This is a genomic window from Streptomyces sp. NBC_01217 (assembly GCF_035994185.1).
GTDB lineage: Bacteria > Actinomycetota > Actinomycetes > Streptomycetales > Streptomycetaceae > Streptomyces.
On sequence record NZ_CP108538.1, the window covers coordinates 4,057,840 to 4,084,542 of the forward strand.

Genomic DNA, 26,703 nt, shown 5'->3' on the forward strand with positions numbered 1-26,703 from the left:
CGCGACAAACAGGCCGCGGGGCCCCGGACCGCTACGAGATCGCGCTGCGCAGCTCCACCACGTCGAGCTGCTCGGTCTCGTCGTGCGCGGTCAGGTCGATGACCTTGCCGACGGCCCGGTTCTCGGCCGTGCCCGTGCGGTGCGCGGCCAGCGCCTCCTCTCCCACCACGTCCGCGAGGTCCTCGTTCTGCACGGACTCGATCGCGGCGCGCGCCTTCTGCGTACCGAAGAAGTCGAAGCTGCCCTGCGGCACCGGATGGCGGCGGGACGCCGCGTAGGGAGCGACGGCGCTGGCGCGCGGAACGGCGCGTGCCGCGGGCAGCGCGGCGGACGGCCGGGTCGCGGGAAGGGCGGCCTGCGGGCGCGTGTGGTGCGTCCCGGACTCGTCCGCGGCCGCCGCGTGCTTCCCCTGCCGCTCCTCCGCCTCCCGGGCCCGCTCCGCGAGATCCCGCTCCCTGGCCTGCTCGGCGGTACGGCGCGCTTCCTGGAGCGCCCCGTTGCGCGCGAGGTCCTCCAGCGCCTTGGCGGCACGCAGATAGGTGGCCGGTGTCGGCGTGCTGCGTGCGGCGGGCAGCTCCCGGGGCGCGGCGGCTTCGAGCGCGAGCTGCCTGCGGCCCTCCAGCGCGCTGGCCCGCTCGGTCTCGGCGTTGGCGTACCGCCGCAGCAGCGCGGCGTGCTCCCCGCGCAGGTTGGCGAGCTCCACGCGCTTGCGGCGCAGCTTCGTCTCCAGCCGTACGCGCAGCTCCCGCGACTCCTCCAGGTCGGCCTCCAGCTCGGCCGTGCGCTCCTCGGCCCGCCATTCGTCACCGGCGCGGGCGCGCGTCAGATCCGCGACACGACGGCCCGCCTCCCGGTCCCAGCTGCGCATCAGATACGCACCGGTCACGGCAGCGGCCGCCGCGGCGGCCACCAGACCGCGCAGGACCAGGGGCTCGGCGAGCAGCCAGGCGCCCGCGGCACAGAGCACCGAGGCTCCGGCGACGACCGAAGGCGGAAGGATTCTGTGCAGAGGTGGCGAATGGCGATGACGTCCACGTGGCATGGCCTGAAATTTACCGTGTGTACGGGGCTATCGGGAGGCCGCCCGGCAATCTGTTCCCGGCCGGTTACCTGACGGCCTCCGATCCCCCCAATACCTACTTCTCGATGAGTCCCTTCGACTGCAGATAGTCCTTGGCCACATCGGCGGGCTTTGCGCGCTCGGCGTCGACCTTGCGGTTCAGTTCCGCGAGATCCTCGGTCGTCAGGGCCTTGGTGAGCTTGCCGAGTGCATCGGCAATGTCCGGGGAACCGGCGTCCTTGGCATTGACGACCGGCAGAACGTTGTCCGCGTTCTGGAGCTTCTTGTCGTCCTCCAGGAACACCAGGCCGTAGCTGTCCAGCACCGCGTCCGTGGTGGTGGTGAGGACCAGCTGGTCCTTGCCGTCCTTGACGGCCTGCTTGGACTGCGGTGTACCGACTCCCTTGGGGTCGATACCGGTGACATCGATGCCGTACGTCTTCTTCAGGCCCGGCGCGCAGAACGGCCGCACCTCGCACTCGTCACCCGCCGCGATCTTCACCTTCAGCTTGGAGGCACCGAGGTCCGAAAGGGTCTTCAGCTTGTTCTCGTCGGCGAATTCCTTGGTCACCGCGAAGGCGTTCTGGTCGACGGCCTCGCCGACCGGGAGCACCTTCAGTCCGAGCGGGCCCGCGAGCTTCTCCAGCGCCGCGACCGTGGCGGCCGCGTCACCGGAGGCGACCGGCTTCTTCCCGGCCTCCTTCGCGCCGTTCACCTTGGCGTTGAGGAATTCGGCGATCGTCGCGGCATATTCGGGGACGACATCGATCTCGCCCTTCTCCAGAGACGGTTCGTACAGCTCCCGGTTGGCCACCGTGGTGACTGAGGTGCTGTATCCGGCGTCGCCCAGGATCTGCGCGTACAGCTCGGCGAGCACCTTGGACTCGGTGAAGGACGCCGCGCCGACGACGAGCGAGCCCTTCTTGCCGGAACCGCCGGAGTCGCCCGAGGCCGCCGAGCTCCCCTTGTCCTTCTCCAGGCTGTCGCCACCGCAGGCGGCGAGCGAGCCGGCCAGCGCGACCATGCCGATGACCGCGCCCGCTATTCGCGAGGTCTTGCTCATTGTGTTCTCCGTCCACAGCAACAGGGGCTGTCTGAGATGAAATCCGGTGAAACAGAGGATGCGACGGCGTGGGCCGACGGACGGTCGCGCCGAGCCGTCATACCAGTCATGCCGTCCTGCGGCGGCGCAGCGGTGACAGCAGCCGGTCCAGGACCACCAGCACCGCCTCCACCAGCAGGGCGAGCACGGCGACCAGCAGCGCCCCCGCGACCACCTGTGGCGTGTTGTACGTGTTGAACCCGGCGGTGATGATCCGGCCGAGACCGCCCTGGCCGACCATCGCGGCGATCGTCGCCGTGGCGACCACCTGGACCGCGGCCGAGCGCAGCCCGGTCATGATCATCGGGTAGGCCAGCGGGAGCTCGACCCGTACGAAGAGCTGGCCCCCGGACATCCCCATGCCCCGCGCCGCCTCTGCCACCGACCGGTCGACCTCCGTCATCCCGACGTAGGCGTTGGTGAGCAGCGGCGGCACTGCGAACAGCACCAGCGCGATGATCGTCGGCACATATCCGGTGTTGCGCAGCGGCGAGACCATGAAGAGCGCCAGCACCGCGAAGACCGGGATCGCCCGCCCCACATTGGAGATGTTGACGGCCAGCGCGCCCCCCTTCCCGATGTGCCCGAGGTACAGCGCGATAGGCAGGGCCACGGCGCAGGCCAGCGCGAGCGCGACGCCGCTGACGTACAGATGCTCGCCGAGCCGGTGGGCCGCCCCGCTCTCCCCCGACCAGTTGGCGCCGGTGGTGAGCCAGGTCCAGGCCTCGCCGAGAACTCCCATGGGTCAGACCGCCTTCGCCGTGGCGTCCGCGGCCGCGCCCGCCGGCGCGGTGCGTATTCGGGTCCAGGGGGTCAGCAGCCTCTGGAGGCCCAGCAGCAGCAGATCCGCGACGACCGCGAGCAGTACGCACAGGACCGAGGCGGTGAGCACCTGGGCCTTGAAGAAGCTGGGCAGCGCGTCCCCTATGAGGTTGCCGAGGCCGCCTCTGCCGATGATCGATCCGACCGTCGTCAGCGCGATCGTGGAGACCGTGGCGATGCGCACCCCGGCCATCAACGCGGGCATCGCCAGGGGGAGTTCGACCTCCCAAAGCAGCCGGAACGGCCCGTACCCCATTCCCTTCGCGGCTTCCTTCGCCTCCTGCGGAACCGCTTCGAGGCCCGCCAGGATGTTCCGTACGAGAATGGTCAGCGAATACAGCACCAGGCCGGTGACGACCAGCGCCGCGGAGAGCCCGAACAGCGGCAGCAGCAGCGAGAACATCGCGAGTGACGGCACGGTGTAGAGCACCGTCGTCAGCCCGAGGACCGGCCCGGCGAAGCGGCGGCCGCGGCGGGCGAGCAGCGCCAGCGGAAAGGCCACCAGGAGTCCGATCGCCACCGAGACGGCGGTGATCCAGATGTGCTGGACCGTGGCATCGGTCAACTCCTGGCTGCGGGAACGGAGATACTCCCCGCAGATCCAGTCGTTCGTCACCATGCAGTTCTGCGCGGCAGCCATCCGTCCCCCCTCTCCGATTACCGACTCGTACCGATGTTCTGGTGACCCTATCCTCGACCACTGACAATCGCCGAGGACGTTGTATTCCAGCAACATGTCCTTCACAGAACACGCGCGACAATGGGGAACCATGATCCGTTTCGAGCATGTCACCAAGCGGTACGCGGACGGCACGACCGCCGTCGACGACCTTTCCTTCGAGGTCGCGGAGGGTGAACTGGTCACGCTCGTCGGACCGTCGGGCTGCGGCAAGACGACCACGATGAAGATGGTGAACCGGCTGACCGAACCGACCGAGGGCCGGATATTCCTCGACGGGGACGACATATCCGCCATCGACCCCGTCCAGCTGCGCCGCCGCATCGGCTATGTGATCCAGCAGGTGGGGCTCTTCCCGCACCGTACGGTCCTGGAAAACACCGCGACGGTTCCCCATCTCCTCGGCTGGAATCGGGGAAAGGGCCGTGCACGCGCGGCGGAACTCCTCGACCTCGTCGGACTTGATCCTTCCGTTTATGGCGACCGCTATCCGGAACAGCTCTCCGGCGGTCAGCGCCAACGCGTGGGCGTGGCAAGGGCGCTGGCCGCGGACCCGCCCGTGCTGCTGATGGACGAGCCTTTCGGCGCGGTCGACCCGGTCGTGCGGGAACGCCTGCAGAACGAATTCCTGAGACTTCAGGCACAGGTCCGCAAAACGGTGCTGTTCGTCACGCACGACATCGAGGAAGCGGTCCGGCTCGGTGACCGTATCGCCGTCTACGGACAGGGCTCCATCGAGCAGTTCGACACCCCGGCGACCGTGCTCGGCGCCCCCGCCACCCCCTATGTCGCGGACTTCGTCGGCGCCGACCGCGGCCTCAAGCGGCTCTCCGTGACCCCCATCGAGGAGGGCGACCTCGACCAGCCGCCGGTCGTCCACCTCGACGACTCCCTGGCGAGGGCGACCGAGCGGCTGCGGGCCGAGGGCGCGCGCTGGGCGGTCGTGCTGGACGGCCAGGACAATCTGCACGGCTGGATCCCGGCCGACGGCTTCACCGCCGGGACGAAGGACACGGTGCGCGCCCACGCCCGCAGGATGGAGGCGTGGCTGCCCGTCGGAGCCCCGCTCAAGCAGGCGTTCGCCACCATGCTCCAGCACGACGCGGGCTGGATCGCCGTCATCGACGAGGAGAGCACCGGCCGCTTCCTCGGCGTGCTCACCCCGGCCCGGCTCCATGAGGCGCTGCGCCGCTCGATCGACGCCGATGCCCAGGCCGTACCGCGTACCGAGGTGGCCGTCGAGACCGTGGAGAGCATCGCCAAGAGCATCGCGGGGTGAGCCGCCGGCCCGGGGTCAGTTCTCGCTGAGCCGGCTGCTCATCCAGTCCAGCGCCGAAGGGATCTCCCGGCGCCAGGTGTTGAAGTTGTGCCCGCCGCTGTCGAGCACGATCGAGGAGACCCGGGAGGGCGGCTTCACCTTGTCGATGAACTGCCGCGTGGTGCGGTAGTTCCCCTCGCCCTGCCTGGAGGTCGTGACGAGGAAGGAGGAGTCGGGCTGCGGCAGATTGTCCAGGCTCCACATCAGATCGGAGCGGTCGCGCGCCCCCTGGTCTCCATGGAAGAGGTCACCGGTCGTCGGGTCCTCGGCCGCCTTGTAGTACGCGGAGAGCCCCGCGCTCGCGGCGAACCGGTCCGGGTGGTGGAGCCCGATCTTCAGCGCGCAGTAACCACCGGTTGAATTGCCCATGATGCCCCAGTTGCGGGCCAGGGTGCCGACCCGGTACGCGTCCGAGACCGCCCGCGGCAGATCCTCGGCGAAGAAGGTCTCGGTCTGCGGCCCGCCCTTTATGTCCACACACTCGGTGTCCCTGGGCGGCGCCACCGTGGGCCGCAGCATCACCAGGATCATCGGCTGCGCCCGGCCGGCCTTCACCCGTTCATGCGCCGTTCGCGGGTACTTGAGACCCTGCAGAAGGTTCTCCGCGACGCCTGGGTACCCGGTGAGGACGACGACCGCGGGGAACTTCCGGCGGGCGAAGGCCGGCTGGAAGTACTCCGGCGGGAGATACACGTACGCCGAACTCTCGATCTTCGACTGCCGGCCCGCGATCACGACCTTGTCGATCCGGCCGCCCGTCGTCGGCCGCGAACCGCCCGGCACGTCCGGCCGTTGGATCCCGACCCGCACGATGTTCCCCGATGCCGGTGCTCCGGCCGCGTGGTCCGTGACCACGCCCAGATCCTGCTTCCGGCCGAAGAGATCGGCCCAGGAGCCGTAGAAGAGGAAGGAGTTGTTGGCCACCAGAGCGACGCAGACGAACACCGTCACCTGGGTCGCCAGCAGCAGGCCGACCCTGCCGAGCACCGCGGACACGCTGCGCCGGGCCAGGCGTGGCCAGAGCCAGACCGTGGCGGCGAAGAACACCACGGCCAGCACGATGGCCAGGGCCAGAAATATCTTGCTGGTAAGACCCATGCGGGGTGAGCTTTCTCGTCGGGAATTTTCCGGCCGGCGGGTGAACCCTCGCCGTGGAAGCCTCGTCCTACAGATCGCACATCGTCCGGAAGGCCTCGGCCGAAGGACTCAAAAATCTCTCGCGGAGCCACGGGAAGCGATGTCTGTCACGCTAGATGGGGATAAATCGGGATCGGTTCCGAGTCCGGTACGCAAGTTCGTACGCGGACCGCGCCCCGAATCCGTACCGACGCTGGTCGGTACCGCCTGCACCGTCGTCGGCCTGATCGATGTCGCCGCGGGTGTCTTCCCGCGCTTCCGGCACAGCCGGATGCACACCCTCGCCGAGGTGCTCCCCGGCGCCCTCGGGCCGTTCGCCGCCGCCCTCTCCCTGAGCACGGGCGTCCTGCTGCTGCTCCTCGCCCACGGCCTCAAGCGGCGCAAGCGGCGGGCCTGGCGGGCGGCCGTCGTCCTGCTCCCGGCCGGTGCGCTGGCGCAGTTCGTCTACCGGCACTCGGTCATCGGCACGCTCGTCTCGCTGGCCCTCTGCCTGCTGCTGATCCGCCACCGCACCGAGTTCGCCGCGCTCCCCGACCCCAGGAGCCGCTGGCGGGCGCTGGCCAACTTCGTGCTCCTCGGCGCGGGTTCGCTCGGCCTCGGCCTGATCATCACCAGCGTCCACCCCGGCCGGGTCGTGGGGAGCCCCAGCATCGCCGACCGCCTCCAGCACGTGCTGTACGGGCTGTTCGGCTTCGAGGGTCCTGTCGAGTACGCCGGGGTCACCTCCTGGACCGTGGCGTGCTCCCTCGGCGCCCTCGGTCTGCTGACCGCCGTCACCACCATCTACCTCGCCTTCCGGCCCGAGCACCCGGCCGCCCGCCTCACCGAGGACGACGAGGCCCGGCTGCGCGCCCTGCTGGCCAGGCACGGCGGCCGCGACTCGCTCGGCCACTTCGCGCTCCGCCGCGACAAGGCCGTCGTCTTCTCCCCCAGCGGCAAGGCCGCCGTCTGCTACCGGGTCGTGTCCGGGGTGATGCTGGCCAGCGGCGACCCGATCGGCGACGTGGAGGCCTGGCCCGGCGCCATCGAGCGCTTCATGGACGAGGCCAGGGCCCACTCCTGGACCCCCGCCGTCATGGGCTGCAGCGAGACCGGCGGTGAGGTCTGGACCCGCGAGACCGGACTTGACGCGCTGGAGCTCGGCGACGAGGCGGTGGTGGATGTCGCGGATTTCTCACTCGCCGGGCGCGCGATGCGCAACGTACGCCAGATGGTGAAGCGCATTGAACGCCTCGGCTACGAGACCCGGGTCCGGCGCGTCAGCGACATCGGCGAGGCCGAGCTGGCCCGCATACGTCGCGCCGCCGCAGACTGGCGCGGCACCGACAACGAGCGCGGCTTCTCCATGGCGCTCGGCCGCATCGGCGACCCGGCCGACGGGGACTGCGTGATAGCCACCGCCCACAAGGCCGACGAACACACCGCCGACTCCCCCCACGGCAACCTGAAGGCCGTACTCCACTTCGTCCCGTGGGGCACGGACGGCATGTCACTCGATCTGATGCGCCGCGACCGCTCCGCCGACCCCGGCATGAACGAACTGCTGATCGTCGCCGCCCTGCAGGACGCCTCCCGGCTCTCCGTGGAACACGTCTCGCTGAACTTCGCGATGTTCCGCTCGGCGCTCGCCCGCGGCGAGAAGCTGGGCGCGGGACCGGTGCTGAGGACCTGGCGCGGACTGCTGATCTTCCTCTCCCGCTGGTTCCAGATCGAGTCGCTGTACAAGTTCAACGCCAAGTTCCGGCCCCGCTGGGAGCCCCGTTTCGTCGTCTACCGCACCGCCCGCGACCTGCCCCGGATATCCTTCGCGGCCATGCAGGCCGAGGGCTTCGTGAACCTCGCGCTGCCCGGCCGCCTCGCCCGCCGGTTCCCGGGCCGCCGGCCGCTGCCCTGCGCCCACGCCCCGGCGCCGGGCCAGGAGCACCACGCCCGCGCGGCGTAGCCGCACGCCGTACGGGCCTACGCTGGTCGCATGAGTACGTTGCGTGGACGAGGCACGGTCCGAGGACTGCCGGAGTGGGACCGCTGCGCGGTCATGGGTGTCGTCAATGTGACCCCGGACTCCTTCTCCGACGGGGGCCGCTGGTTCGACACCACGGCCGCGATCAAGCACGGCCTCGACCTGGTCGCCGAGGGCGCCGACCTGATCGACGTCGGTGGCGAGTCGACCCGCCCCGGCGCCAGCCGGGTGGACGCGTCGGAGGAGCTGCGGCGCGTGGTCCCGGTGGTCAGGGGCCTGGCATCCGAAGGGGTCACGGTCTCCGTGGACACCATGCGGGCCCGTGTCGCCGAGGAGTCGGTCGCGGCCGGAGCCGCCCTGGTCAACGACGTGAGCGGCGGCCTCGCCGACCCGGACATGGTCGGGGTCGTCGCCGCGGCCGGCGCACCGTTCGTCGTGATGCACTGGCGCGGCTTCAGCGAGTCCATGAACAGCCGCGCGGTGTACGAGGACGTCGTCGCCGAGGTCGCCCGGGAACTGCGGGAGCGGATGGACGCCGTGATCGCGGGCGGTGTCGCCCCGGAACGGATCGTGATCGACCCCGGTCTCGGCTTCGCCAAGGACGCCGCGCACGACCTGGCTCTCGTCGCCCACCTCGACGAGCTGCGCGCCCTGGGCCGCCCGCTGCTGGTCGCCGCCTCCCGCAAGCGCTTCCTCGGCCATGTGCTGGCGGGCGAGGGCGCACCGCCGCCGCCCGCCCGCGAACGCGACGCCGCCACCGCGGCGATCTCCGCGCTCTCCGCCGCCGCCGGGGCCTGGGCCGTCCGGGTCCACGAGGTCCGGGCCACGGCCGACGCCGTACGGGTCGCCCGCGCCGTCGAGGGAGCCGCGTGAGCGGGCCGCGCGACGAGCACGCGGAGGCCGCCGCCGACATCGCGGCCGTCGAGCAGGCCAACACCGCCTTCTACGAGGCGATGGAGCGCGGCGACTTCGAGGAGCTCTCCGGGCTCTGGCTGCCGGGCGAGGATCTCACCGTCTCCTGCGTCCACCCCGGCTGGCCGGTGCTCACCGGACGCGGCGAGGTGCTGCGCAGCTATGCCCTGATCATGGCGAACACCGAGTACATCCAGTTCTTCCTGACCGATGTCGGGGTCTCGATGACCGGCGACACGGCCCTGGTGACCTGCACGGAGAACATCCTCAGCGGCGGCCCCGCGGAGGACGGCAACGCGCTCGGACCGCTGGTCGGCCAACTCGTGGTCGCCACCAATGTGTTCCGGCGCACCCCGGACGGCTGGAAGCTCTGGTCCCACCACGGCTCGCCCGTCCTGACCGAATCCGGCGAGGACGAGGACGAGGACTCCTCCTCCTGACCGTGGCGTCCGCCCGGCGGTGGGTTGGAATCCGGGGCCGCGGGTAGAAGCGGCTACCAGCCCCGCGAGGCCCTGTCCATAGCCCCCGCGGGCGGGCACTGTCGGTGCTCGCAGGTAGATTCGAAAGAGAGCACCCGGTCGCCCGCACGCGGCCTCGTGTCTCTACGCCCAACGACAGCAGGAGTGATTCGCGTGGATCGTGTCGCGCTGCGCGGCCTCAAGGCCCATGGACACCATGGCGTCTTCCCCCGGGAACGGGAAGAGGGCCAGACGTTCATCGTGGACCTGGTGCTCGGCCTCGACACCCGCCCCGCTGCAGCCGCCGACGACCTGGCGAAGACCGTGCACTACGGCATCGTCGCGGAGGAAGTCGTCGATGTGGTGCAGGGGGAACCGGTCGATCTGATCGAAACGCTCGCGGAGCGCATCGCCCAGAAGTGCCTCAAGCACGAAGGAGTCGAGGAGGTGGAGGTGGTGGTGCACAAGCCGGACGCGCCGATCACCGTCCCCTTCGACGATGTGACCATCACCATCACCCGGAGCCGAGTATGACTGCATTTTCCACCCAGGGGCAGAGCGATCCGACCGTACAGCCGGTACCCGCCTCCGTGGTCGAGCAGGTGGACGCCGCCGACATCACCCTCTCCAACCCCAAGCGCGCCGTGATCTCCCTGGGCTCCAATCTCGGCAACCGCCTGGAGACCCTGCAGGGCGCCATAGACGCGCTGGAGGACACCCCCGGCCTGCGGGTCAAGGCGGTCTCCCCGGTGTACGAGACGGAGCCCTGGGGCGTCGATCCCGGCTCCCAGCCCTCGTACTTCAACGCGGTGATCGTCGTGAAGACGACGCTCCCCCCGTCCTCCCTCCTGGAGCGCGGCCAGGCCGTCGAAGAGGCCTTCGACCGCGTCCGTGAGGAGCGCTGGGGCCCGCGCACCATAGACGTCGACATCGTGGCGTACGCGGATGTCGTCTCCGAGGACCCGGCGCTCACCCTCCCCCATCCCCGGGCCCATGAGCGCGCCTTCGTGCTCGCCCCGTGGCACGACATCGACCCCGAGGCCCAGCTGCCCGGCGCGGGCCCCGTCGCGGAGCTGCTGGCCGGTGTCGGCCGCGAGGGCGTACGGCCCCGGGCCGATCTGGAACTCCGTCTGCCCGAGTAGTCGTTAGGCTCGACGGAAACGGATCACTGGCACCACTGATCAGTGGCACCACGGATCACCGGCGACGAAGGGCGGATCACTCGGTGAAGCAACTACGGCTCGGGGTACTGGCCGGCCTCTTCGCCGCGGCCGGGGTGGTCTCCTGGGGCGGCGCCCGTCTCTGGGACTCCCTGGGCAGTCTGCCGAGCGTTCCCCTCGCCGCGCCCATCGTGCTCGCGGTGATCGCCGCCGTCCTGTTCGCAACGGCGCTCTCCATCCGTTCCCGGCTGCGCGCCCAGCGCGAGCGCCGCCCGGGAGCCAAGGGCGTCGAACCGCTGATGGCCGCCCGCGCGGTCGTCTTCGGCCAGGCCAGCGCGCTGGTCGTCGCCCTGGTCTCCGGCATGTACGGCGGTACGGGCGTCTTCCTGCTCGGCTCCCTGGACATCCCGGCCCGCCGCGACCAGGCGATCTACGCAGGCTTCGCGGTCCTGGCCGGCATCGCCGTGGTCGCCGCGGCCCTCTGGCTGGAGCGCATCTGCAAGCTCCCGGAGGACGGGGACAACAACGACAAGAGCTCGGCGGCCGCGTAGCGGTCACCGAGCTCTCCCCTCACAGCCGCTGCGGCGCTCAGCGCGCCATGATCAGGCTCATGGCCTCGGCGCGCGTCGCGGGGTCGCGGAGCTGTCCGCGCACCGCCGAGGTCAGCGTCTTCGCACCGGGCTTGCGGATACCGCGCATCGACATGCACATGTGCTCGCACTCGACGACGGCGATGACCCCGCGCGGCTCCAGGATCTGCATGAGCGAATCGGCGATCTGCGTGGTGAGACGTTCCTGGACCTGCGGGCGGCGGGCGAAGACGTCCACGAGGCGGGCCAGCTTCGACAGTCCGGTGATCTTTCCGCTGGTCGCCGGGATGTACCCGACGTGTGCGACGCCCCGGAACGGCACCAGGTGGTGTTCACAGGTGCTGAACACCTCGATGTCCTTGACCAGCACCATCTCGTCGTGGCCGAGGTCGAACGTGGTCGTCAGGACGTCCTCGGGCTCCTGGTAGAGGCCCGCGAATATCTCCCTGTACGCCCGTGCCACCCGCCCCGGCGTCTCACGCAGTCCCTCACGGTCCGGGTCCTCGCCCACGGCGAAGAGGAGCTCGCGTATGGCCGCCTCGGCCCGCTTCTCGTCGAACTCACCGATCGAACCCTGGCCGTCCAACGTCACCGGGTCGGTCATCTGTGCCTCGTTCCTCTGAGCTGTCACCCGCACACACCTCCGTGCGGGTGTACGAAAAAGCCGCGCCCCCACAGGCTAGAACCTGCGGAGGCACGGCATCCATTCCGGGCCCGGTGGGGCTCCCGTGACAGGAACCACACCGGGGTCGTACGACTCAGCTCTCGGAGCGGTCCTCCGGGAGCACCTCGGTGGCCGGGACGGTGTCCGTGGGGACGACCGAGCCGTTCGCCGTGGTGGCGCCGTTGGTGAGGGCGAGCTCCTTCGGCGAGAGCACCGGCGGGCGCGTCGACGGGGTGCGTCGGGCGGAACCGGTCCATGCCGGGCGGGCCGGGCGCTTGACGATCGGGGCGAAGATCTCGGCGATCTCCTCCTTGCCGAGCGTCTCCTTCTCCAGGAGCTGGAGAACGAGGGCGTCCAGCACGTCGCGGTTCTCTACGAGAATCTCCCACGCGTCGTTGTGCGCGGTCTCGATGAGCTTCTTGACCTCTTCGTCGACGAGGGCCGCGACCTCTTCCGAGTAATCGCGCTGGTGGCCCATCTCCCGGCCCACGAAGGGCTCGGTGTTGTCGCCGCCGAACTTGATCGCGCCGAGCCGCTCCGTCATGCCGTACTGCGTGACCATCGCGCGGGCCGTTGCGGTGGCCTTCTCGATGTCGTTCGCAGCGCCGGTGGTCGGGTCGTGGAAGACCAGTTCCTCGGCCGCGCGCCCGCCCAGCATGTAGGCCAGCTGGTCGAGCATCTCGTTGCGCGTCGTGGAGTACTTGTCCTCCTCCGGGAGCACCATCGTGTAACCGAGGGCGCGGCCGCGGGAGAGGATCGTGATCTTGTGGACCGGGTCCGACTGGGGGGAAGCCGCCGCGACCAGGGCGTGTCCGCCCTCGTGGTACGCGGTGATCTTCTTCTCCTTCTCGGACATGATCCGGGTCCGCTTCTGCGGGCCCGCCACGACGCGGTCGATGGCCTCGTCGAGCATCTTGTTGTCGATCAGCTTCAGACCGCCGCGCGCCGTGAGGAGCGCCGCTTCGTTCAGCACGTTCGACAGATCGGCACCGGTGAAGCCGGGCGTACGACGGGCGACGGCGCCGAGATCGACATCCTTCGCGACCGGCTTGCCCTTCTGGTGCACCTTGAGAATTTCGAGACGGCCCTGCATGTCCGGCCGGTCGACCGCGATCTGCCGGTCGAAACGGCCCGGGCGCAGCAGCGCCGGGTCGAGGATGTCCGGCCGGTTCGTGGCGGCGATCAGGATGACGCCGCCCTTCACGTCGAAGCCGTCCATCTCGACGAGCAGCTGGTTCAGCGTCTGCTCGCGCTCGTCGTGACCGCCGCCCATTCCGGCACCGCGGTGCCGGCCGACGGCGTCGATCTCGTCGACGAAGACGATCGCCGGGGCGTTCGCCTTGGCCTGCTCGAAGAGGTCACGGACCCGGCTGGCACCGACACCGACGAACATCTCGACGAAGTCGGACCCGGAGATCGAGTAGAACGGGACACCGGCCTCGCCCGCGACGGCGCGTGCGAGCAGCGTCTTGCCCGTACCGGGAGGCCCGTACAGCAGGACACCCTTGGGAATCTTCGCGCCGACGGCCTGGAACTTCGCCGGCTCCTGGAGGAACTCCTTGATCTCCTGGAGCTCCTCGACGGCCTCGTCCGACCCCGCCACATCGGCGAACGTCGTCTTCGGGGTGTCCTTGGTGATGAGCTTCGCCTTGGACTTCCCGAACTGCATGACCCGGGAGCCGCCGCCCTGCATCTGATTCATCAGGAACAGGAAGACGACCACGATCAGGACGAAGGGCAGCAGCGAGAGGAGGATCGAGATGAACGGGGACTGCTTCGACGGCGCGACGGTGTAGCCCTTGTCGATCTTGCCGCTCTCGAACTTCTGCTGCAGCGTGTCGGCGAGCTGGACACCCTGGTCGCCGATGTAGCTCGCCTGGAACTTGCTGCCGGACTCGCCCGAAAGCTTCTGGCCCTTGTTCAACTCGATCTTGATGATCTGTTCGTCACCGGTGGTCAGCTTGGCCTGCGCCACCTGGTCCTTGCTGATCGCCTGGATCACCTTGCCGGTGTCCACCGATTTGTAGCCGCCCGACGAGCCGACGACCTGCATCAACACGACCACGGCGAGGACGGCCAGCACGATCCACATGACCGGCCCACGGAAGTATCGCTTCACGTCCATCCATACGGGGCGATGACGCCCCGTCCCTCCTGCCCGTAGGTAAATGCTGCTGTGAAAAAGACTGTTCTTCGGACGGTACCCCAGCATTGTCGCCCGCGACCGCCGGGGACGTCTGTCGAAACCCGCCTTCGATTGCTCAACGGCGGGAATCCGGTGAAAGGTTCCCCGCCGTCGGTACCGGTCGGGCCGGACACCCTCGCCGGGCGAGAGGCGCCGGGAGGAGGTCAGCCCCCGTAGACGTGCGGGGCGAGCGTGCCGACGAAGGGGAGATTGCGGTACTTCTCCGCGTAATCCAGCCCGTATCCGACGACGAACTCGTTGGGGATGTCGAAACCGACCCACTTGCAGTCGAGCGCGACCTTGGCCGCGTCCGGCTTGCGCAGCAGGGTGCAGATCTCCAGGGACGCGGGCTCGCGCGAGCCGAGGTTCGACATCAGCCAGGACAGCGTCAGGCCCGAGTCGATGATGTCCTCGACGATCAGGACGTGCTTGCCCTTGATGTCGGTGTCCAGGTCCTTGAGGATCCGGACCACTCCGGAGGACTGGGTGCCCGCGCCGTACGACGAGACGGCCATCCAGTCCATGGTGACGGGGGTGGACAGCGCGCGCGCCAGGTCCGCCATCACCATCACTGCGCCCTTGAGGACGCCGACGATGAGCAGGTCCTTGCCCGCGTACTCCGCGTCGATCTTCGCGGCCAGCTCGACGAGCTTCGCGTCGATCTCTTCCTTGGTGAGGAGCACCGACTGAAGGTCGGTGCCCATGTCCTTCTCGTTCACCCGCGTCTCTTTCTCTGCCTTGCCGGATCCGGGGTGATGCCCGGATCCGCGCGGCCGATCGCCTGCGTGTCAGCCGCTTGTGCTTCAGCTCTGCCGAATCACCAGTCTGCCACCCTGGCGCATGGCTTCGACCCGGCCGGGCAGGTTGATGGCCCCCTGACCGCGCCATCCGGTGATCAGACGGTCGACTTCCTCGATGTGCCGGGCGAAGAGGGAACCGGCCGGGGAGCCCGCCTCCATGAGGGCCCGGCGCAGTACCCGGCGGCGGACGGCGGGCGGCAGCGCGTACAGCTTGGTGCACTCCAGCCGGCCCGCGTCGTCCCGTACGGTGCGGTCGGCCTCGGCGGCCCAGGTGTCCAGGGCGTCGGCGTCGTCGCGGGAGAGCTGTGCCGTGCGGGCCAGGGCCTCGACGACCCCCTTGCCCAGGGCCTTCTCCAGGGCGGGCAGGCCCTCGTGGCGCAGTCGGGAGCGGGTGTAGGCGGGGTCGATGTTGTGCGGGTCGTCCCAGACGGGCAGCGACTGGACGAGGCAGGCCTTGCGGGCGGTCTGCCGGTCGAGCTGGAGGAAGGGGCGGCGGTAGCGGCCGGCCGGGCCGGACGCGGCGGCCATGCCGGAGAGCGAGCGGATGCCGGAGCCGCGGGCGAGGCCCAGCAGCACCGTCTCGGCCTGGTCGTCGCGGGTGTGGCCGAGCAGGACGGCGGTGGCGCCGTGCCGCTCGGCCGCGGCGTCCAGGGCGGCGTAGCGGGCGTCGCGGGCAGCGGCCTCGGGCCCGCCGCCGTGGCCGACCTGCACGGCGACGGACTCGACCGGGTCGAGGTGCATGGCGGTGAGGCGGTCGACGACCTCGGCGGCCCGGGTGTCGGAGCCGTCCTGGAGGCCGTGGTCGACGGTGATGCCCCCGGCCCGGACGTCGAGCTTGCGGGCCTCGAAGGCGAGGGCGGAGGCGAGGGCCATGGAATCGGCGCCGCCGGAGCATGCCACCAGCACCAGCGGGGTATCGGGGCGTTCGGGGAGTGCGGCGCACCGCCTGCCCGCGCCGGCTTCGGCGAGCTCGGGGTGCGGGGTGCGCCGGGCGTGCTCGGCGCTGCGGGTGTGTTCGGTGAGTACGTCGTGGAGTACGCGGCGGACCGCCAGGCGTATCGCCGCGACCGCAGGATGGGGACCCATGTCCGGTGCCCTTCGTGAAGTTTCGGGAGGTGCCTCGGAGTGCCGGGACGGAAAGAGTGCCGTCACTCAGAGTGCGTCGATGGTGACAGAGGCAAGCCGTCCATCGAGCATTGCACGCCTTCCCATGCCCCTACGGTCCCTCGGATGGGTGATTACCCGCGCGTTCGTTTCCTGTCATCCGCCGTCGGGCCCGCTGTGATCACGACTCTGCCTTACGGTGCACCCTCGCGATCCAGTCCGCCGGCTTTGCGATCTCCGCCTTGGTCGGCAGGGTGTTAGGCGAGGTCCAGACCCGGTTGAAGCCGTCCATGCCGACCTCGTCGACCACGGCCCGGACGAACCGCTCGCCGTCTCGGTACTGGCGCAGCTTGGCGTCGAGTCCGAGGAGCTTGCGCAGCGCCTGGTCGAGGCGGCTCGCACCGCGCGCCCTGCGCTGCTGGAACTTCTCCCGGATCTCGCCGACGGAGGAGACGACCTCGGGGCCGACGCCGTCCATCACGTAATCGGCATGGCCTTCGAGCAGCGACATCACGGCGGTGAGGCGGCCGAGGATCTCGCGCTGGGCGGGTGTCTGGACGAGTTCGACGAGGCTGCGGCCGCCGTCCTCGCCGTCCTCGCCCTCGGGACGGCCCCCGGCCAGGGACTGGGCGGCCTCGCGGAGCCGCTCCAGCACGGTCATCGGGTCGACGTCGGTCTCTTCGAGGAAGGCCTGGATCTCGCCCTTCAGATGGTCGCGGAGCCAGGGCACCCCGGTGAACTGGGTGCGGTGGGTCTCCTCGTGGAGGGCGACCCAGAGCCGGAAGTCGTGCGGGTCGACGTCCAGTTCGCGCTCGACGTGGACGATGTTCGGGGCGACGAGCAGCAGCCTGCCGCCGCCGTCGGACACGGACGGGAACTCACGGGAGGCGGGGGCGAACGTCTCGTACTGGCCCAGGACCCGGGAGGCCAGGAACGACAGCAGCATCCCCACCTCGACGCCGGTGACCTTGCCGCCGACCGCGCCGAGCACGGCACCGCCGGGTCCGCCGCCCCGCCGGTCCTGCATCTTTCCCAGCAGCGGGCGCAGCAGTTCGCGGAAGCCCGCGACATTGGCCTTGATCCAGCCGGCCCGGTCCACGACCAGGACCGGGGTGTCCTCGGGTTCGGTCCCCTCGGGGATCATCCGGGTGAAGGAACGGACGTGGTCCTCCGCGGCCTTGGCATGCCGACGCAGCTCCGCGACGACCTCGCGGGCCTCCTCGCGGCTGATCTCGGGCCCCGGCCGTACAAGTCGGGTCGCGGTCGCGACCGCGAGATTCCAGTCGACCATCTCGGCACCACCGATGCTCGTCATGCGTCAACCGTACGTGCTCGGGTCCGTTCGCGGTGTGGTGTCGACCGGCTCATCGGTTGCGGGCGGCGAGGCTCGTGGCGAGGGCGTCGAGGGAGGACTGGGCGGCGGACGGGGATGTCGTACCGGATGCCAGGAAGGCGAAGGCGAGCAGCCGGCCCTGCCCGTCGACGACTGTTCCGGCAAGGCTGTTCACCCCGGTGAGGGTGCCGGTCTTGGCGCGGATCAGGCCGGTGCCCGCGGACTTCTCCGTGTAGCGGCCGCTGAGGGTGCCGCTGAACCCGGCCACCGGGAGGCCTGTGAGGACGGGGCGCAGTTCGGGGTGGTCCGGGTCGGCGGCGCGGGCCAGGAGGCCGGCCAGCAGTCCCGCGGTGACCCTGTCCTTGCGGTTCAGTCCGCTGCCGTCGGCGAAGTCCGCTCCCTTGAGCGGCAGATGGAGCTTCTTGAGCTGTGCGGTGACGGCCCGTCGGCCGCCGTTGAAGTCGGCCGGTTCGCCCGTGGCCAGGGCGGTCTGCCGGGCGAGCGCCTCGGCGATGTCGTTGTCACTGTTGGTCAGGGCCCGTTCGACCAGGGCGGAGAGCGGGACGGACAGATGCCGGGCGACCGGACGGGACTTGGCGGCGGGCCGGCCGTGCGCCGGGGCGGACCGGGTGGTGATCCCCGTGCCGTCGAGCAGCTCGGCGAAGGTCCGGGCGGCGTCACCGGCCGGGTCGGCGCTGCGCGGGGCGGGTCCGCTGGTGGATTTGTCGAGCCTGCCCTCGTCGGTCATCAGGGCGCTGACGGGCGCGATGTTCTCGTTGGGGCCGATCGGGTGCCGTGCGGGGCCGGAGTAGCGGGAGGTGTCGTACGTGAGGCGGACCGTTTTCACTCCTTTGCCCTTCAGGGCGCGGGCGGTGTCCGTGGCCAGGGCGCGCAGGGCGGCCTTGTCTAGGGTGGGGTCGCCGCCGCCGACCAGGGTGACGGTGCGGGAGTCGGGTGACGCCTGGACCGTCGTGGCGATGCGGTAGTCGGGGCCGAGGGCGCTCAGGGCGGCGACCGCGGTGGCGATCTTGATGGTGGAGGCGGGCGTCATGGGCGTACCGGCGCCCTGTCCGTACAGCCGTTCTCCGGTGGCGGTGTCGATGACGACGGCGGTGCGCACGGCGCCCAGGGCGGGGGCCTTCAGCAGCGGGCCGAGGGTGGCGCGGAGGGCGGCCGCTGCGCCGTCCGGGGCATCGCGGGCGTCCGGGGCGGCGTTGTCGACCACGGAGCTGAGGGGCGCGAGGACGGCCGGGGCGCTGGGCGCGGGCTTCGGTCCGGGCGGCGCGTCGGCTCCGTGATGTACGCCACCTGTACGGCTCCGGGCGGCGGCCCAGTCCTGCTCGGCCTTACGCTGACCCGAGTCCCAGGGGCCGGCGGCAAGGACGACGCCGGCTGCGAGCGCCAGGCCCAGGCCGGCGGAGACAGCCGTGAACTGCCGATCGTTCAGTCCCTTCAACCTGATCACGCTGCCCGGCAGGGTGAGCCTGCTCAGCTTGCGCAGCGGGTCGACCGACGGTCTTTTCACCGGCTCGTCCACCGTTGACCAGCCCCTTTCGCGAGCACACATCTCCGTGGGGGACACTTAATCACCAGTCGTATGTCTTGATCATGGAGGAGCCACCCGTGGAGTTCGACGTCACCATCGAGATCCCGAAGGGTTCGCGGAACAAGTACGAGGTGGACCACGAGACCGGTCGGATCCGCCTGGACCGTCGACTCTTCACCTCGACCAGCTACCCGGCGGACTACGGCTTCGTCGAGAACACCCTCGGCGAGGACGGCGACCCGCTGGACGCGCTGGTCATCCTGGACGAGCCGACCTTCCCCGGCTGCCTCATCAAGTGCCGCGCCATCGGCATGTTCCGGATGACGGACGAGGCCGGCGGCGACGACAAGCTGCTGTGCGTGCCGGCCTCCGACCCCCGGGTGGAGCACCTGCGCGACATCCACCACGTGTCGGAGTTCGACCGCCTGGAGATCCAGCACTTCTTCGAGGTCTACAAGGACCTGGAGCCCGGCAAGTCCGTAGAGGGCGCCGACTGGGTCGGCCGCGCCGAGGCCGAGGCCGAGATCGAGGCCTCCTACAAGCGCCTTGAGGCGCAGGGCGGCGCGCACTGACCCGAGGGTCACGGCCGGATTCCGGCCGAGGTACGTCGCACGGTTCCATTCAGGGTTCCGGGCCGGACCGGGCGGCACTCCTTTTCGAGGGGTGCCGCCCGTTCCGTATGTCCTGCCGGGCCCGTACGTTCCGTAGGCCCGCCCGCCTCGCGTCGCCGCCCTCGTCCGTGGCCATACTGGGGCAGGGGCGCAACCCAGGACGCGCAGCCCGATGAGGAGCGAGGTCGAGTGGTGGCGGAAACGGGCGGTCCTGAGGACCAGAAGCCCCAGTCCGACGAGGCGCGCAGCGCCTTCGTCCCGCCGGCCGGGGTGGGGAGGCCCACGCCTGCCTCCGACGATGACCACCCGACATCGGAATTCGCCGTTCCGGCGGGCCTGACGACCGAGCCGCAGGGACCGGGAACGGGTTCCGCTTCGGGCGCCGCCTCCGGTTCCGGTTCCGGTTCCGGTCCGGCCACCGGCTCGGACACGGTCGGCTCCGCCTTCGCCCCGCCGAGCACCCACGGCGACCGGCAGCCGCCGCCCGCCTTCACTCCGGCGCACGGCAGCCCGATGATCCGGCTGACCAAGGAGGCCCCCTGGCAGGACCGGATGCGCACGATGCTGCGGATGCCGGTCGCCGAGCGCCCGGCACCCGAGCCGGTGCAGAAGCCCGACGAGGCGGGGCCCGCGGTGCCGCGAGTGCTCGACCTGACGCTGCGCATCGGGGAGCTGCTGCTCTCCGGTGGTGAGGGCGCCGAGGACGTCGAGGCGGCGATGTTCGCGGTGACCCGCAGCTATGGCCTGGACCGGTGCGAGCCCACGGTCACCTTCACCCTGCTGTCGATCTCGCACCAGCCATCGCTGGTCGAGGACCCGGTGACGGCCAGCCGTACCGTACGCCGCCGTGGCACCGACTACACCCGGCTGGCCGCCGTCTTCCGGCTCGTGGACGACATCACCACCGAGGATGTCGAGGTCTCGCTGGAGGACGCCTACCGGCGCCTGGCGGAGATCCGGCGCAACCGGCATCCGTACTCCGGCTGGGTGCTGACGCTGGCCGGCGGCGGTCTCGCGGGGGCGGCATCGGTGCTGGTCGGCGGTGGTCCGCTGGTGTTCCTGGTGGCGGCGGCCGGTGCGATGCTCGGCGACCGGCTCGCCTGGCTGTGCGCCGGGCGGGGGCTGCCGGAGTTCTACCAGTTCGTGGTGGCGGCGATGCCGCCCGCCGCGCTGGGCGTGGCGCTGACCCTCACCCACTGGTCGGACGTACGGCCGTCCGCGGTCATCACCGGTGGGCTGTTCGCGCTGCTGCCGGGGCGGGCCCTGGTGGCGGGCGTGCAGGACGGGCTGACCGGCTTCTACATCACCGCGGCCGCGCGGCTGCTCGAAGTCATGTATCTGTTCATCGGCATCGTCGTCGGTGTGCTGCTGGTGCTGTACCTGGGGCTTCAGCTGGGCGCACAGCTGAACCCCGAGGCGAGGTTCATCGCCCACGACCGGCCGGTGGTGCAGATCCTGGCGTCGATGGCGCTCTGTCTCGCCTTCGCGATCCTGCTCCAGCAGGACCGGTCCACCGTGCTGGCGGTGACCCTCAACGGCGGCGTGGCCTGGGTGATCTACGGGGCGATGGCCAGGACCGGCAACATCTCACCGGTGGTGGCGACCGCGACGGCGGCCGGTCTGGTGGGCCTGTTCGGGCAGCTGCTCTCGCGCTACCGGAACACCTCGTCGCTGCCGTTCATCACGGCGGCGATCGGCCCGCTGCTGCCCGGCTCGGCCACGTACTTCGGTCTGCTGGGCATGGCGCAGGGCAATGTGAACGCCGGGCTCGCCTCGCTGTCGACCGCGGTGGCGACGGCGCTGGCCATCGCGATAGGGGTGAACCTGGGGAGCGAGATCTCCCGGCTGTTCATGCGGGTGCCGGGGGCGGTCGGCGGGGCGACCCGCAGTGCGGCCAAGCGCACGCGCGGGTTCTGAGACCGTCGCGGGTACGGCTGCCAGGTACGGCTCCGGCTTCCGGGCCCGTGGCCGGGAAGCCGGAGCCATGCCTCAGCGCTTGGCGTGGCGGCCGCGCTGGCCCGGGGCGGGCGCCGGGCCGCCGCCCACGGACGGGCCGTGGCTCTCGCCGCCACCGGCCGCCGCTTCCTTCTTCGCCTTGGAGTGGGCCCGCAGGAACTCGATCCCGATCGGCACGACCGAGATGAGCACGATCAGGATGAGCATCGCCTCGATGTTCTTGTGCACGAAGTCGATCTTGCCGAGGGCCGCGCCGAGCAGCGTGACCCCGACGCCCCAGAGCACACCGCCGATGATGTTGAACGTGATGAACGAGCGGTAGTTCATCCGGCTCACACCGGCGATGATCGGCGTGAACGTACGCACGATGGGCACGAAGCGGGCCAGGATCAGCGACTTCGGTCCGTATTTCTCGAAGAACTCGTGGGCCTTCTCGACGTTCTCCTGCTTGAAGAGACGGGAGTCCGGGCGCTTGAAGAGCGACGGGCCGACCTTGCGGCCGAAGAGATAGCCCACCTGGTCGCCGATGATCGCCGCAAGCGCCACCAGGAGGCAGACCAGCCAGAGCGGGAACTTCAGCTGGCCCGTGGTCACCAGCAGACCCGTGGTGAACAGGAGCGAGTCGCCGGGGAGGAAGAAGCCGATCAACAGTCCGGATTCGGCGAAGACGATGAGGAGGACGCCGGGAAGTCCGAAGGTGTTGATCAGATAGTCCGGGTCCAGCCAGCTCGGTCCGAGCGCAAGCGTATTCAAGGGTCCGGGCTCCTGGATCGGTCGATGGCGGCTGCGTGGCCGCCCAAAGCTATCAACGCAGGATGACGCCCCTGGGTTCCAGTGGCCCCCAGGAGAATGCGCACCGGGTGAACCGGGGCAAAGCCGCCCCAAAGGCGCCTCCCGCCGCGGTTACGCCAGGCGTTCCGCGTTGGCTTCGATCGCGTCCCGCAGGTGCTCGGCCAGGCCCGGCCGCATCGACTCGTAGTACGCGCGGAACTGCGGGTCGTGGACGTACATCTCGCCGAGCCCCCGGTGGATCTCGGGAGTGCACTCGTAGAACCACTTGGTGATGTGGAGCCGGTGTGCCTCGGCCAGCTCCATCGCCCTCTCGCCCGTGGCGGGCTCACCGGCCTCCATCAGCGCGCTGTAGGCGGCGCCCCAGTCGGCCACCTCCGCCTGCATCCGCTTCCAGTCGTCCTTGGTGTACCGGGCGACCCGGCGCTGCGACTCGGCGTACGTGGCAGTGCCGCCCCAGCGGCGCTCGGCCTCCTGCGCGTGCTCCTCGGGATCCTTGTCCCCGAAGACCTCGAACTTCTCCTCGGGCGTGAGGTTGATGCCCATCTTCCGTGCCTCCATGGCTGTTTCGACGGCGGCGGCCATCTTTCGCAGTGCGGCGATCCGGTCGGACAGCAGCCGGTGCTGGCGGCGCAGGTGTTCCTGCGGGTCCGCGTCCGGGTCGTCGAGCAGTACCGCGATCTCGTCGAGCGGGAAGCCGAGCTCCCGGTAGAACAGGATCTGCTGCAGCCGGTCGAGATCACCGTCGTCGTAGCGGCGGTGACCGGCGTGACTGCGCCCGCCGGGCGAGAGCAGCCCGATGCCGTCGTAGTGATGCAGGGTGCGCACCGTGACTCCGGCGAATCCGGCGACCTGTCCCACGGAGTAGTCCATGACTCCCCGCTCCTTTCTCCCTTCCGGGTACGTACCGAGCCTGGGGCCTGACGTGACGTGAGGTGCAAGCCCGGAACACCGTCGCTTCCGGTCCTGGCGCCGACCCTCGGCGGGCTGCTGCTCGGCCCGCCGGCCGCAGACGCAGCTGCGCGAGGACGGTACGCCGCTGAGGTGAGCCCGGCCCGCGACCGTGCCCCGCACCCGGCCGCTCCGCGCGCCGGATGCCCCCGCCTTCCGTATCGTCCCCTTCGTACGCATGCGCAGCGATGCATCCCCGTCATGCTCCGCCGGAGGTCTCCGCAATGCCCACGCCCGTCAACGTCGCCGTCATCAAGTTCACCCGGGCCGTCAAGGGCGGCCTCGCCGCCGAGAGCTGAGAAGGGCTGTCCCCTATGCCTCTCCACAAAGGTTCGCCCCACGGCACGGAACCGTCCAAGGAGCGCCGCAGGCTCGCCCTCAACCCGTTCTTCGGGGAGGCCGACCCGGTCGCGGGGATGGAGTCGGCGCCGCCCCGGCACCGGCTGCCCGACGGGCCGATGCCGCCCTCGACCGCATACGGCCTGGTCCATGACGAGCTGATGCTCGACGGCAACTCCCGGCTCAACCTCGCCACCTTCGTCACCACCTGGATGGAGCCCGAGGCCGGGGTGCTGATGGGCGAGTGCCGCGACAAGAACATGATCGACAAGGACGAGTACCCACGCACCGCGGAACTGGAGCGGCGCTGTGTGGCGATGCTCGCCAATCTCTGGAACGCCCCCGATCCCTCGGCCGTCGTGGGCTGTTCGACGACCGGCTCCAGCGAGGCGTGCATGCTCTCCGGGCTGGCGCTGAAGCGCCGCTGGGCGGCCAGGAACCCCGACCGCTACCCGGCGACCGCCCGGCCGAACCTCGTCATGGGCATCAATGTGCAGGTCTGCTGGGACAAGTTCTGCAACTTCTGGGAGGTCGAACCGCGGCTGGTCCCGATGGAGGGCGACCGCTTCCACCTGGACCCGCAGGCCGCTGCCGACCTCTGCGACGAGAACACCATCGGGGTCGTCGGCATCCTCGGCTCCACCTTCGACGGTTCCTACGAGCCGATCGCCGAGCTCTGCGCGGCCCTGGACGCCCTTCAGGAACGCACCGGCCTCGACATCCCCGTGCATGTGGACGGCGCGTCCGGCGCGATGGTGGCGCCGTTCCTGGACGAGGACCTGGTGTGGGACTTCCGGCTGCCCCGGGTCTCCTCCATCAACACCTCGGGCCACAAGTACGGCCTGGTCTACCCGGGCGTCGGCTGGGCACTGTGGCGCTCACCCGCCGAACTGCCCGAGGAGCTGGTCTTCCGGGTCAACTACCTGGGCGGCGACATGCCGACCTTCGCGCTGAACTTCTCCCGGCCCGGCGCACAGGTGGTGGCGCAGTACTACACCTTCCTGCGGCTGGGCCGGGAGGGCTACCGGGCCGTCCAGCAGGCGTCCAGGGACGTCGCCTCCGGGCTCGCGAAGCGGATCGAGGAACTCGGGGACTTCCGGCTCCTCACCCGGGGCGGCCAGCTGCCCGTCTTCGCTCTGACGACCGCGCCGGACGTCGGGGCGTACGACGTCTTCGACGTGTCCCGCAGGCTGCGGGAGCACGGCTGGCTGGTGCCCGCGTACACCTTCCCCGCCAACCGGCAGGATCTGTCGGTGCTCCGGGTGGTGTGCCGCAACGGCTTCTCGTCGGACCTCGCCGAGCTGCTGCTTGAGGACCTCCGGCAGATCCTGCCCGAACTGCGCAGCCAGCCGCACCCGTTGAACCACGACAAGCAGGCGGCGACGTCCTTCCACCACTGAACGCCGGGCCGCGGCGCTAGCGGTCGATCCGGGCGAACCTCCGTACCGCCAGCGGGAAGAACACCGCGGTCAGCACCAACGGCCAGGCCACGGAGAGGAGTCCGGCGTGCTCGGACGCCCAGGTGCCGCCGGAGCCGCCCGGGTTGCCGAACAGTTCGCGCACCGCCGTGGCCGTGGCCGACATCGGGTTCCACTCGACGACCGCGCCCAGCCAGCCGGGCATCGACTCGGGAGCGGCGAAGACGTTGGAGAGGAAGCCGACCGGCCAGACGAGGATCTGCACCGCCTGCACCAGCTCCGGCTTCCCGGCCACCAGCGCCAGGTGGATGCCGATCCACAGCATCGCGAAGCGCAGCAGCAGAAGCAGCCCCACCGCCCCCAGCGCCGCGGCCGGGCCGTGGTGCCAGCGCCAGCCGACCGCGTAACCGACTCCGGTCATCACGGCGAGTGCGGCCGCCGACTGGAGCATGTCCGCCGCGCAGCGGCCGACCAGCACCGATCCGGAGACCATCGGCATGGCGCGGAACCGGTCGATGACGCCCTTGTCGAGGTCCTGGGTGACCGCGAGCATGGTCGACTCCAGCCCGAAGGCCATGGTGAGCGCGAGCATGCCGGGCACCAGGAACTCGGTGTTGTCGCCGTCGACGCCCTGCCCGCCGCCGACCAGGTAGTTGAACATCAGCAGCAGCATCACGGGGAAGACCAGGCCGACGACGACCTGCACCGGCTGCCGCGCCCAGTGCGCCAGTTCGCGGCGGGTCATCGTCCAGGAGTCGGACACCGCCCAGCTCATCGCGCTCATGCCGCCACCTTTGCGTGCTCCGGCTTCCGGTCGGTCAGCGAGAGGAAGACCTCGTCCAGCGTCGGGCGCCGCACCGCGATGTCCTCCGCCTCGATGCCCGCCTCCTCCAGGGCCCGTACGGTCCGGGTCAGGGCCGCCATCCGGTCCGGCGCCGGTGCCCCGACCAGCCGCCGGTCCGTGTCGATCACCGCGCCGTCGCCCAGCAGCAGGGCGGCGGCCGCCAGTTGCGAACCGTCCCTGACGACGACGTCGATGCGGTCCTGGGCCACCATCGCCTTCAGCTCGTCGGCCGTCCCCTCGGCGGCCACCCGTCCGGCGTCGATCACCGAGATCCGGTCCGCGAGCTGATCGGCCTCCTCCAGATACTGCGTGGTCAGCAGCACGGTCGTGCCCGCACCCACCAGTGAGCGCACCGCCGACCACACCTCGGCCCGGCCGCGCGGGTCGAGTCCGGTGGTCGGCTCGTCCAGGAAGAGCACCTCCGGGTCGGTGATCAGCGAGGCGGCCAGGTCGAGCCGTCGCCGCATGCCGCCGCTGAACTCCCCGACCGGCTTGCGCCCGGTGTCCGCGAGCCCGAAGCGGGCGAGCAGTTCGTCCGCCCGTGTACCCGCCCGGCGGGCGCCCAGGTGGTACAGCCGGCCGAACATCTCCAGGTTCTGCCGGCCGCCCAGCTTCTCGTCGACCGCCGCGGACTGCCCGAGCAGCCCGATGCGGCGCCGGACCTCGCGGGCCCGTTCCCGTACGTCGAACCCCGCCACCTCGACCCGCCCCTCGTCGTGCCGCAGCAGCGTCGACAGGATGCGTACGGCCGTGGTCTTGCCCGCGCCGTTGGGGCCGAGCACGGCGTGGACGGTGGAGCGGGCGACCGTGAGGTCCAGGCCGTCCAGGGCGCGCTTCTCCCCGTACCGCTTGTGCACACCTTCGACAACGATCGCATCGGTCAAAATCGCCACACCCTCTCGTAGTCAAACTTGACTAGCGAGATCGAAGGTAACCGCGCCAGCACCATTCGTCAAACTTGATTA

General features: G+C 70.3%; 25 protein-coding genes. 10 read left to right on the top strand and 15 right to left on the bottom strand.

The features are described from left to right. Positions 1-31 precede the first annotated feature (31 nt). The 4 genes from OG507_RS17825 to OG507_RS17840 form a co-directional block, all read right to left on the bottom strand. A complete protein-coding gene (locus tag OG507_RS17825; RefSeq protein ID WP_327368182.1) occupies positions 32-1,042 on the bottom strand; it encodes a hypothetical protein in 1,011 nt (336 codons plus the stop codon). Positions 1,043-1,136: 94 nt separating this feature from the next. Next, on the bottom strand, positions 1,137-2,123 hold the full coding sequence (locus OG507_RS17830; protein ID WP_327368183.1) for an ABC transporter substrate-binding protein: 987 nt from the start codon (positions 2,121-2,123) through the stop codon (positions 1,137-1,139). A 106-nt stretch (positions 2,124-2,229) separates the two neighbouring features. Beyond that, complete coding sequence (locus tag OG507_RS17835; protein ID WP_327368184.1) at positions 2,230-2,904, bottom strand: ABC transporter permease; 675 nt, start codon at positions 2,902-2,904, stop codon at positions 2,230-2,232. Between the two features lie 3 nt (positions 2,905-2,907). Further along, on the bottom strand, positions 2,908-3,624 hold the full coding sequence (locus tag OG507_RS17840) for an ABC transporter permease (RefSeq protein WP_327368185.1): 717 nt from the start codon (positions 3,622-3,624) through the stop codon (positions 2,908-2,910). 130 nt (positions 3,625-3,754) lie between these two features. On the opposite strand from OG507_RS17840, the gene OG507_RS17845 reads away from it, so the two are divergent. Continuing rightward, positions 3,755-4,942 (top strand): ABC transporter ATP-binding protein, encoded by a 1,188-nt coding sequence (locus tag OG507_RS17845; RefSeq protein ID WP_327368186.1) that lies wholly within the window; start codon positions 3,755-3,757, stop codon positions 4,940-4,942. Between the two features lie 15 nt (positions 4,943-4,957). Here OG507_RS17845 and OG507_RS17850 read toward each other — a convergent pair whose 3' ends face one another. Further along, a complete protein-coding gene (locus OG507_RS17850) occupies positions 4,958-6,079 on the bottom strand; it encodes an alpha/beta hydrolase (protein ID WP_327368187.1) in 1,122 nt (373 codons plus the stop codon). A gap of 139 nt (positions 6,080-6,218) precedes the next feature. Between OG507_RS17850 and OG507_RS17855 the strand changes: the two genes are divergently transcribed. The 6 genes from OG507_RS17855 (at position 6,219) to OG507_RS17880 (ending at position 11,159) form a co-directional block, all read left to right on the top strand. Next, positions 6,219-8,060, top strand: a complete 1,842-nt coding sequence (locus tag OG507_RS17855; protein WP_327368188.1) for a phosphatidylglycerol lysyltransferase domain-containing protein — start codon at positions 6,219-6,221, stop codon at positions 8,058-8,060. A gap of 30 nt (positions 8,061-8,090) precedes the next feature. Continuing rightward, positions 8,091-8,951 (top strand): dihydropteroate synthase, encoded by an 861-nt coding sequence (folP, locus tag OG507_RS17860; protein WP_442810994.1) that lies wholly within the window; start codon positions 8,091-8,093, stop codon positions 8,949-8,951. Next, positions 8,948-9,430, top strand: coding sequence for a nuclear transport factor 2 family protein (locus tag OG507_RS17865; protein ID WP_327368189.1), 483 nt, complete (start codon positions 8,948-8,950; stop codon positions 9,428-9,430). The genes folP and OG507_RS17865 overlap by 4 nt, the downstream gene beginning before the upstream one ends. Positions 9,431-9,622: 192 nt before the next feature. Continuing rightward, on the top strand, positions 9,623-9,982 hold the full coding sequence (gene folB, locus OG507_RS17870) for a dihydroneopterin aldolase (protein ID WP_327368190.1): 360 nt from the start codon (positions 9,623-9,625) through the stop codon (positions 9,980-9,982). Continuing rightward, the gene (folK, locus tag OG507_RS17875; protein WP_327368191.1) at positions 9,979-10,590 is read left to right on the top strand and encodes a 2-amino-4-hydroxy-6-hydroxymethyldihydropteridine diphosphokinase; all 612 of its coding nucleotides are present in this window, start codon (positions 9,979-9,981) and stop codon (positions 10,588-10,590) included. Before folB ends, folK begins: the two co-directional genes overlap by 4 nt. 83 nt (positions 10,591-10,673) lie before the next feature. Further along, a complete protein-coding gene (locus OG507_RS17880; protein WP_327368192.1) occupies positions 10,674-11,159 on the top strand; it encodes a DUF3180 domain-containing protein in 486 nt (161 codons plus the stop codon). 37 nt (positions 11,160-11,196) lie between these two features. Here the strand turns inward: OG507_RS17880 and folE are convergent, their stop codons facing one another. The 6 genes from folE to dacB form a co-directional block, all read right to left on the bottom strand. Beyond that, complete coding sequence (gene folE / locus OG507_RS17885) at positions 11,197-11,802, bottom strand: GTP cyclohydrolase I FolE (RefSeq protein WP_327372016.1); 606 nt, start codon at positions 11,800-11,802, stop codon at positions 11,197-11,199. Positions 11,803-11,956: 154 nt separating this feature from the next. Beyond that, positions 11,957-13,987 carry an ATP-dependent zinc metalloprotease FtsH gene (ftsH, locus tag OG507_RS17890; RefSeq protein WP_327368193.1) on the bottom strand — a complete coding sequence of 677 codons (2,031 nt, stop codon included), beginning with the start codon at positions 13,985-13,987 and terminating at the stop codon, positions 11,957-11,959. A 224-nt stretch (positions 13,988-14,211) separates the two neighbouring features. Then, positions 14,212-14,751 carry a hypoxanthine phosphoribosyltransferase gene (gene hpt / locus OG507_RS17895; protein WP_072487175.1) on the bottom strand — a complete coding sequence of 180 codons (540 nt, stop codon included), beginning with the start codon at positions 14,749-14,751 and terminating at the stop codon, positions 14,212-14,214. 99 nt (positions 14,752-14,850) lie between these two features. After that, the gene (gene tilS / locus OG507_RS17900) at positions 14,851-15,933 is read right to left on the bottom strand and encodes a tRNA lysidine(34) synthetase TilS (RefSeq protein ID WP_327368194.1); all 1,083 of its coding nucleotides are present in this window, start codon (positions 15,931-15,933) and stop codon (positions 14,851-14,853) included. Positions 15,934-16,132: 199 nt separating this feature from the next. Continuing rightward, on the bottom strand, positions 16,133-17,266 hold the full coding sequence (locus tag OG507_RS17905) for a zinc-dependent metalloprotease (RefSeq protein WP_327368195.1): 1,134 nt from the start codon (positions 17,264-17,266) through the stop codon (positions 16,133-16,135). A gap of 49 nt (positions 17,267-17,315) precedes the next feature. After that, positions 17,316-18,851 (bottom strand): D-alanyl-D-alanine carboxypeptidase/D-alanyl-D-alanine endopeptidase, encoded by a 1,536-nt coding sequence (gene dacB / locus OG507_RS17910; protein WP_327368196.1) that lies wholly within the window; start codon positions 18,849-18,851, stop codon positions 17,316-17,318. A gap of 56 nt (positions 18,852-18,907) precedes the next feature. Between dacB and OG507_RS17915 the strand changes: the two genes are divergently transcribed. Together OG507_RS17915 and OG507_RS17920 are read left to right on the top strand one after the other, a co-directional pair. Further along, positions 18,908-19,402 (top strand): inorganic diphosphatase, encoded by a 495-nt coding sequence (locus OG507_RS17915; RefSeq protein WP_003968257.1) that lies wholly within the window; start codon positions 18,908-18,910, stop codon positions 19,400-19,402. A gap of 228 nt (positions 19,403-19,630) precedes the next feature. Next, positions 19,631-21,358: a threonine/serine ThrE exporter family protein gene (locus tag OG507_RS17920; protein WP_327368197.1), complete on the top strand. Its 1,728-nt coding sequence runs from the start codon at positions 19,631-19,633 to the stop codon at positions 21,356-21,358. Positions 21,359-21,430: 72 nt separating this feature from the next. Here OG507_RS17920 and OG507_RS17925 read toward each other — a convergent pair whose 3' ends face one another. Both OG507_RS17925 and OG507_RS17930 read right to left on the bottom strand, forming a co-directional pair. Then, positions 21,431-22,150: a DedA family protein gene (locus OG507_RS17925; protein ID WP_327368198.1), complete on the bottom strand. Its 720-nt coding sequence runs from the start codon at positions 22,148-22,150 to the stop codon at positions 21,431-21,433. Positions 22,151-22,300: 150 nt separating this feature from the next. Next, complete coding sequence (locus OG507_RS17930; protein ID WP_327368199.1) at positions 22,301-23,059, bottom strand: MerR family transcriptional regulator; 759 nt, start codon at positions 23,057-23,059, stop codon at positions 22,301-22,303. Between the two features lie 392 nt (positions 23,060-23,451). Between OG507_RS17930 and OG507_RS17935 the strand changes: the two genes are divergently transcribed. Then, positions 23,452-24,876 carry a glutamate decarboxylase gene (locus tag OG507_RS17935; protein WP_327368200.1) on the top strand — a complete coding sequence of 475 codons (1,425 nt, stop codon included), beginning with the start codon at positions 23,452-23,454 and terminating at the stop codon, positions 24,874-24,876. Between the two features lie 16 nt (positions 24,877-24,892). Here OG507_RS17935 and OG507_RS17940 read toward each other — a convergent pair whose 3' ends face one another. Beyond that, complete coding sequence (locus OG507_RS17940) at positions 24,893-25,678, bottom strand: ABC transporter permease (protein ID WP_327368201.1); 786 nt, start codon at positions 25,676-25,678, stop codon at positions 24,893-24,895. After that, entirely contained in the window at positions 25,675-26,622 is a 948-nt protein-coding gene (locus OG507_RS17945) for an ATP-binding cassette domain-containing protein (RefSeq protein ID WP_327368202.1), read from the bottom strand. The genes OG507_RS17940 and OG507_RS17945 overlap by 4 nt, the downstream gene beginning before the upstream one ends. Positions 26,623-26,703: the final 81 nt, after the last annotated feature.

What these genes read in the sequence shown, in the direction of transcription:
- OG507_RS17845 (WP_327368186.1), top strand. Translation starts at nt 3,755, where the DNA reads ATGATCCGTTTCGAGCATGTCACCAAGCGGTACGCGGACGGCACGACC.
- folK (WP_327368191.1), top strand. Translation starts at nt 9,979, where the DNA reads ATGACTGCATTTTCCACCCAGGGGCAGAGCGATCCGACCGTACAGCCG.
- OG507_RS17940 (WP_327368201.1), bottom strand. Translation starts at nt 25,678, where the DNA reads ATGAGCGCGATGAGCTGGGCGGTGTCCGACTCCTGGACGATGACCCGC.
- OG507_RS17935 (WP_327368200.1), top strand. Translation starts at nt 23,452, where the DNA reads ATGCCTCTCCACAAAGGTTCGCCCCACGGCACGGAACCGTCCAAGGAG.
- OG507_RS17855 (WP_327368188.1), top strand. Translation starts at nt 6,219, where the DNA reads ATGTCTGTCACGCTAGATGGGGATAAATCGGGATCGGTTCCGAGTCCG.
- dacB (WP_327368196.1), bottom strand. Translation starts at nt 18,851, where the DNA reads ATGTGTGCTCGCGAAAGGGGCTGGTCAACGGTGGACGAGCCGGTGAAA.
- folE (WP_327372016.1), bottom strand. Translation starts at nt 11,802, where the DNA reads ATGACCGACCCGGTGACGTTGGACGGCCAGGGTTCGATCGGTGAGTTC.
- hpt (WP_072487175.1), bottom strand. Translation starts at nt 14,751, where the DNA reads ATGGGCACCGACCTTCAGTCGGTGCTCCTCACCAAGGAAGAGATCGAC.
- folP (WP_442810994.1), top strand. Translation starts at nt 8,091, where the DNA reads ATGAGTACGTTGCGTGGACGAGGCACGGTCCGAGGACTGCCGGAGTGG.
- tilS (WP_327368194.1), bottom strand. Translation starts at nt 15,933, where the DNA reads ATGGGTCCCCATCCTGCGGTCGCGGCGATACGCCTGGCGGTCCGCCGC.
- OG507_RS17850 (WP_327368187.1), bottom strand. Translation starts at nt 6,079, where the DNA reads ATGGGTCTTACCAGCAAGATATTTCTGGCCCTGGCCATCGTGCTGGCC.
- OG507_RS17825 (WP_327368182.1), bottom strand. Translation starts at nt 1,042, where the DNA reads ATGCCACGTGGACGTCATCGCCATTCGCCACCTCTGCACAGAATCCTT.
- OG507_RS17840 (WP_327368185.1), bottom strand. Translation starts at nt 3,624, where the DNA reads ATGGCTGCCGCGCAGAACTGCATGGTGACGAACGACTGGATCTGCGGG.
- OG507_RS17930 (WP_327368199.1), bottom strand. Translation starts at nt 23,059, where the DNA reads ATGGACTACTCCGTGGGACAGGTCGCCGGATTCGCCGGAGTCACGGTG.
- OG507_RS17830 (WP_327368183.1), bottom strand. Translation starts at nt 2,123, where the DNA reads ATGAGCAAGACCTCGCGAATAGCGGGCGCGGTCATCGGCATGGTCGCG.
- OG507_RS17905 (WP_327368195.1), bottom strand. Translation starts at nt 17,266, where the DNA reads ATGACGAGCATCGGTGGTGCCGAGATGGTCGACTGGAATCTCGCGGTC.
- ftsH (WP_327368193.1), bottom strand. Translation starts at nt 13,987, where the DNA reads ATGGACGTGAAGCGATACTTCCGTGGGCCGGTCATGTGGATCGTGCTG.
- OG507_RS17835 (WP_327368184.1), bottom strand. Translation starts at nt 2,904, where the DNA reads ATGGGAGTTCTCGGCGAGGCCTGGACCTGGCTCACCACCGGCGCCAAC.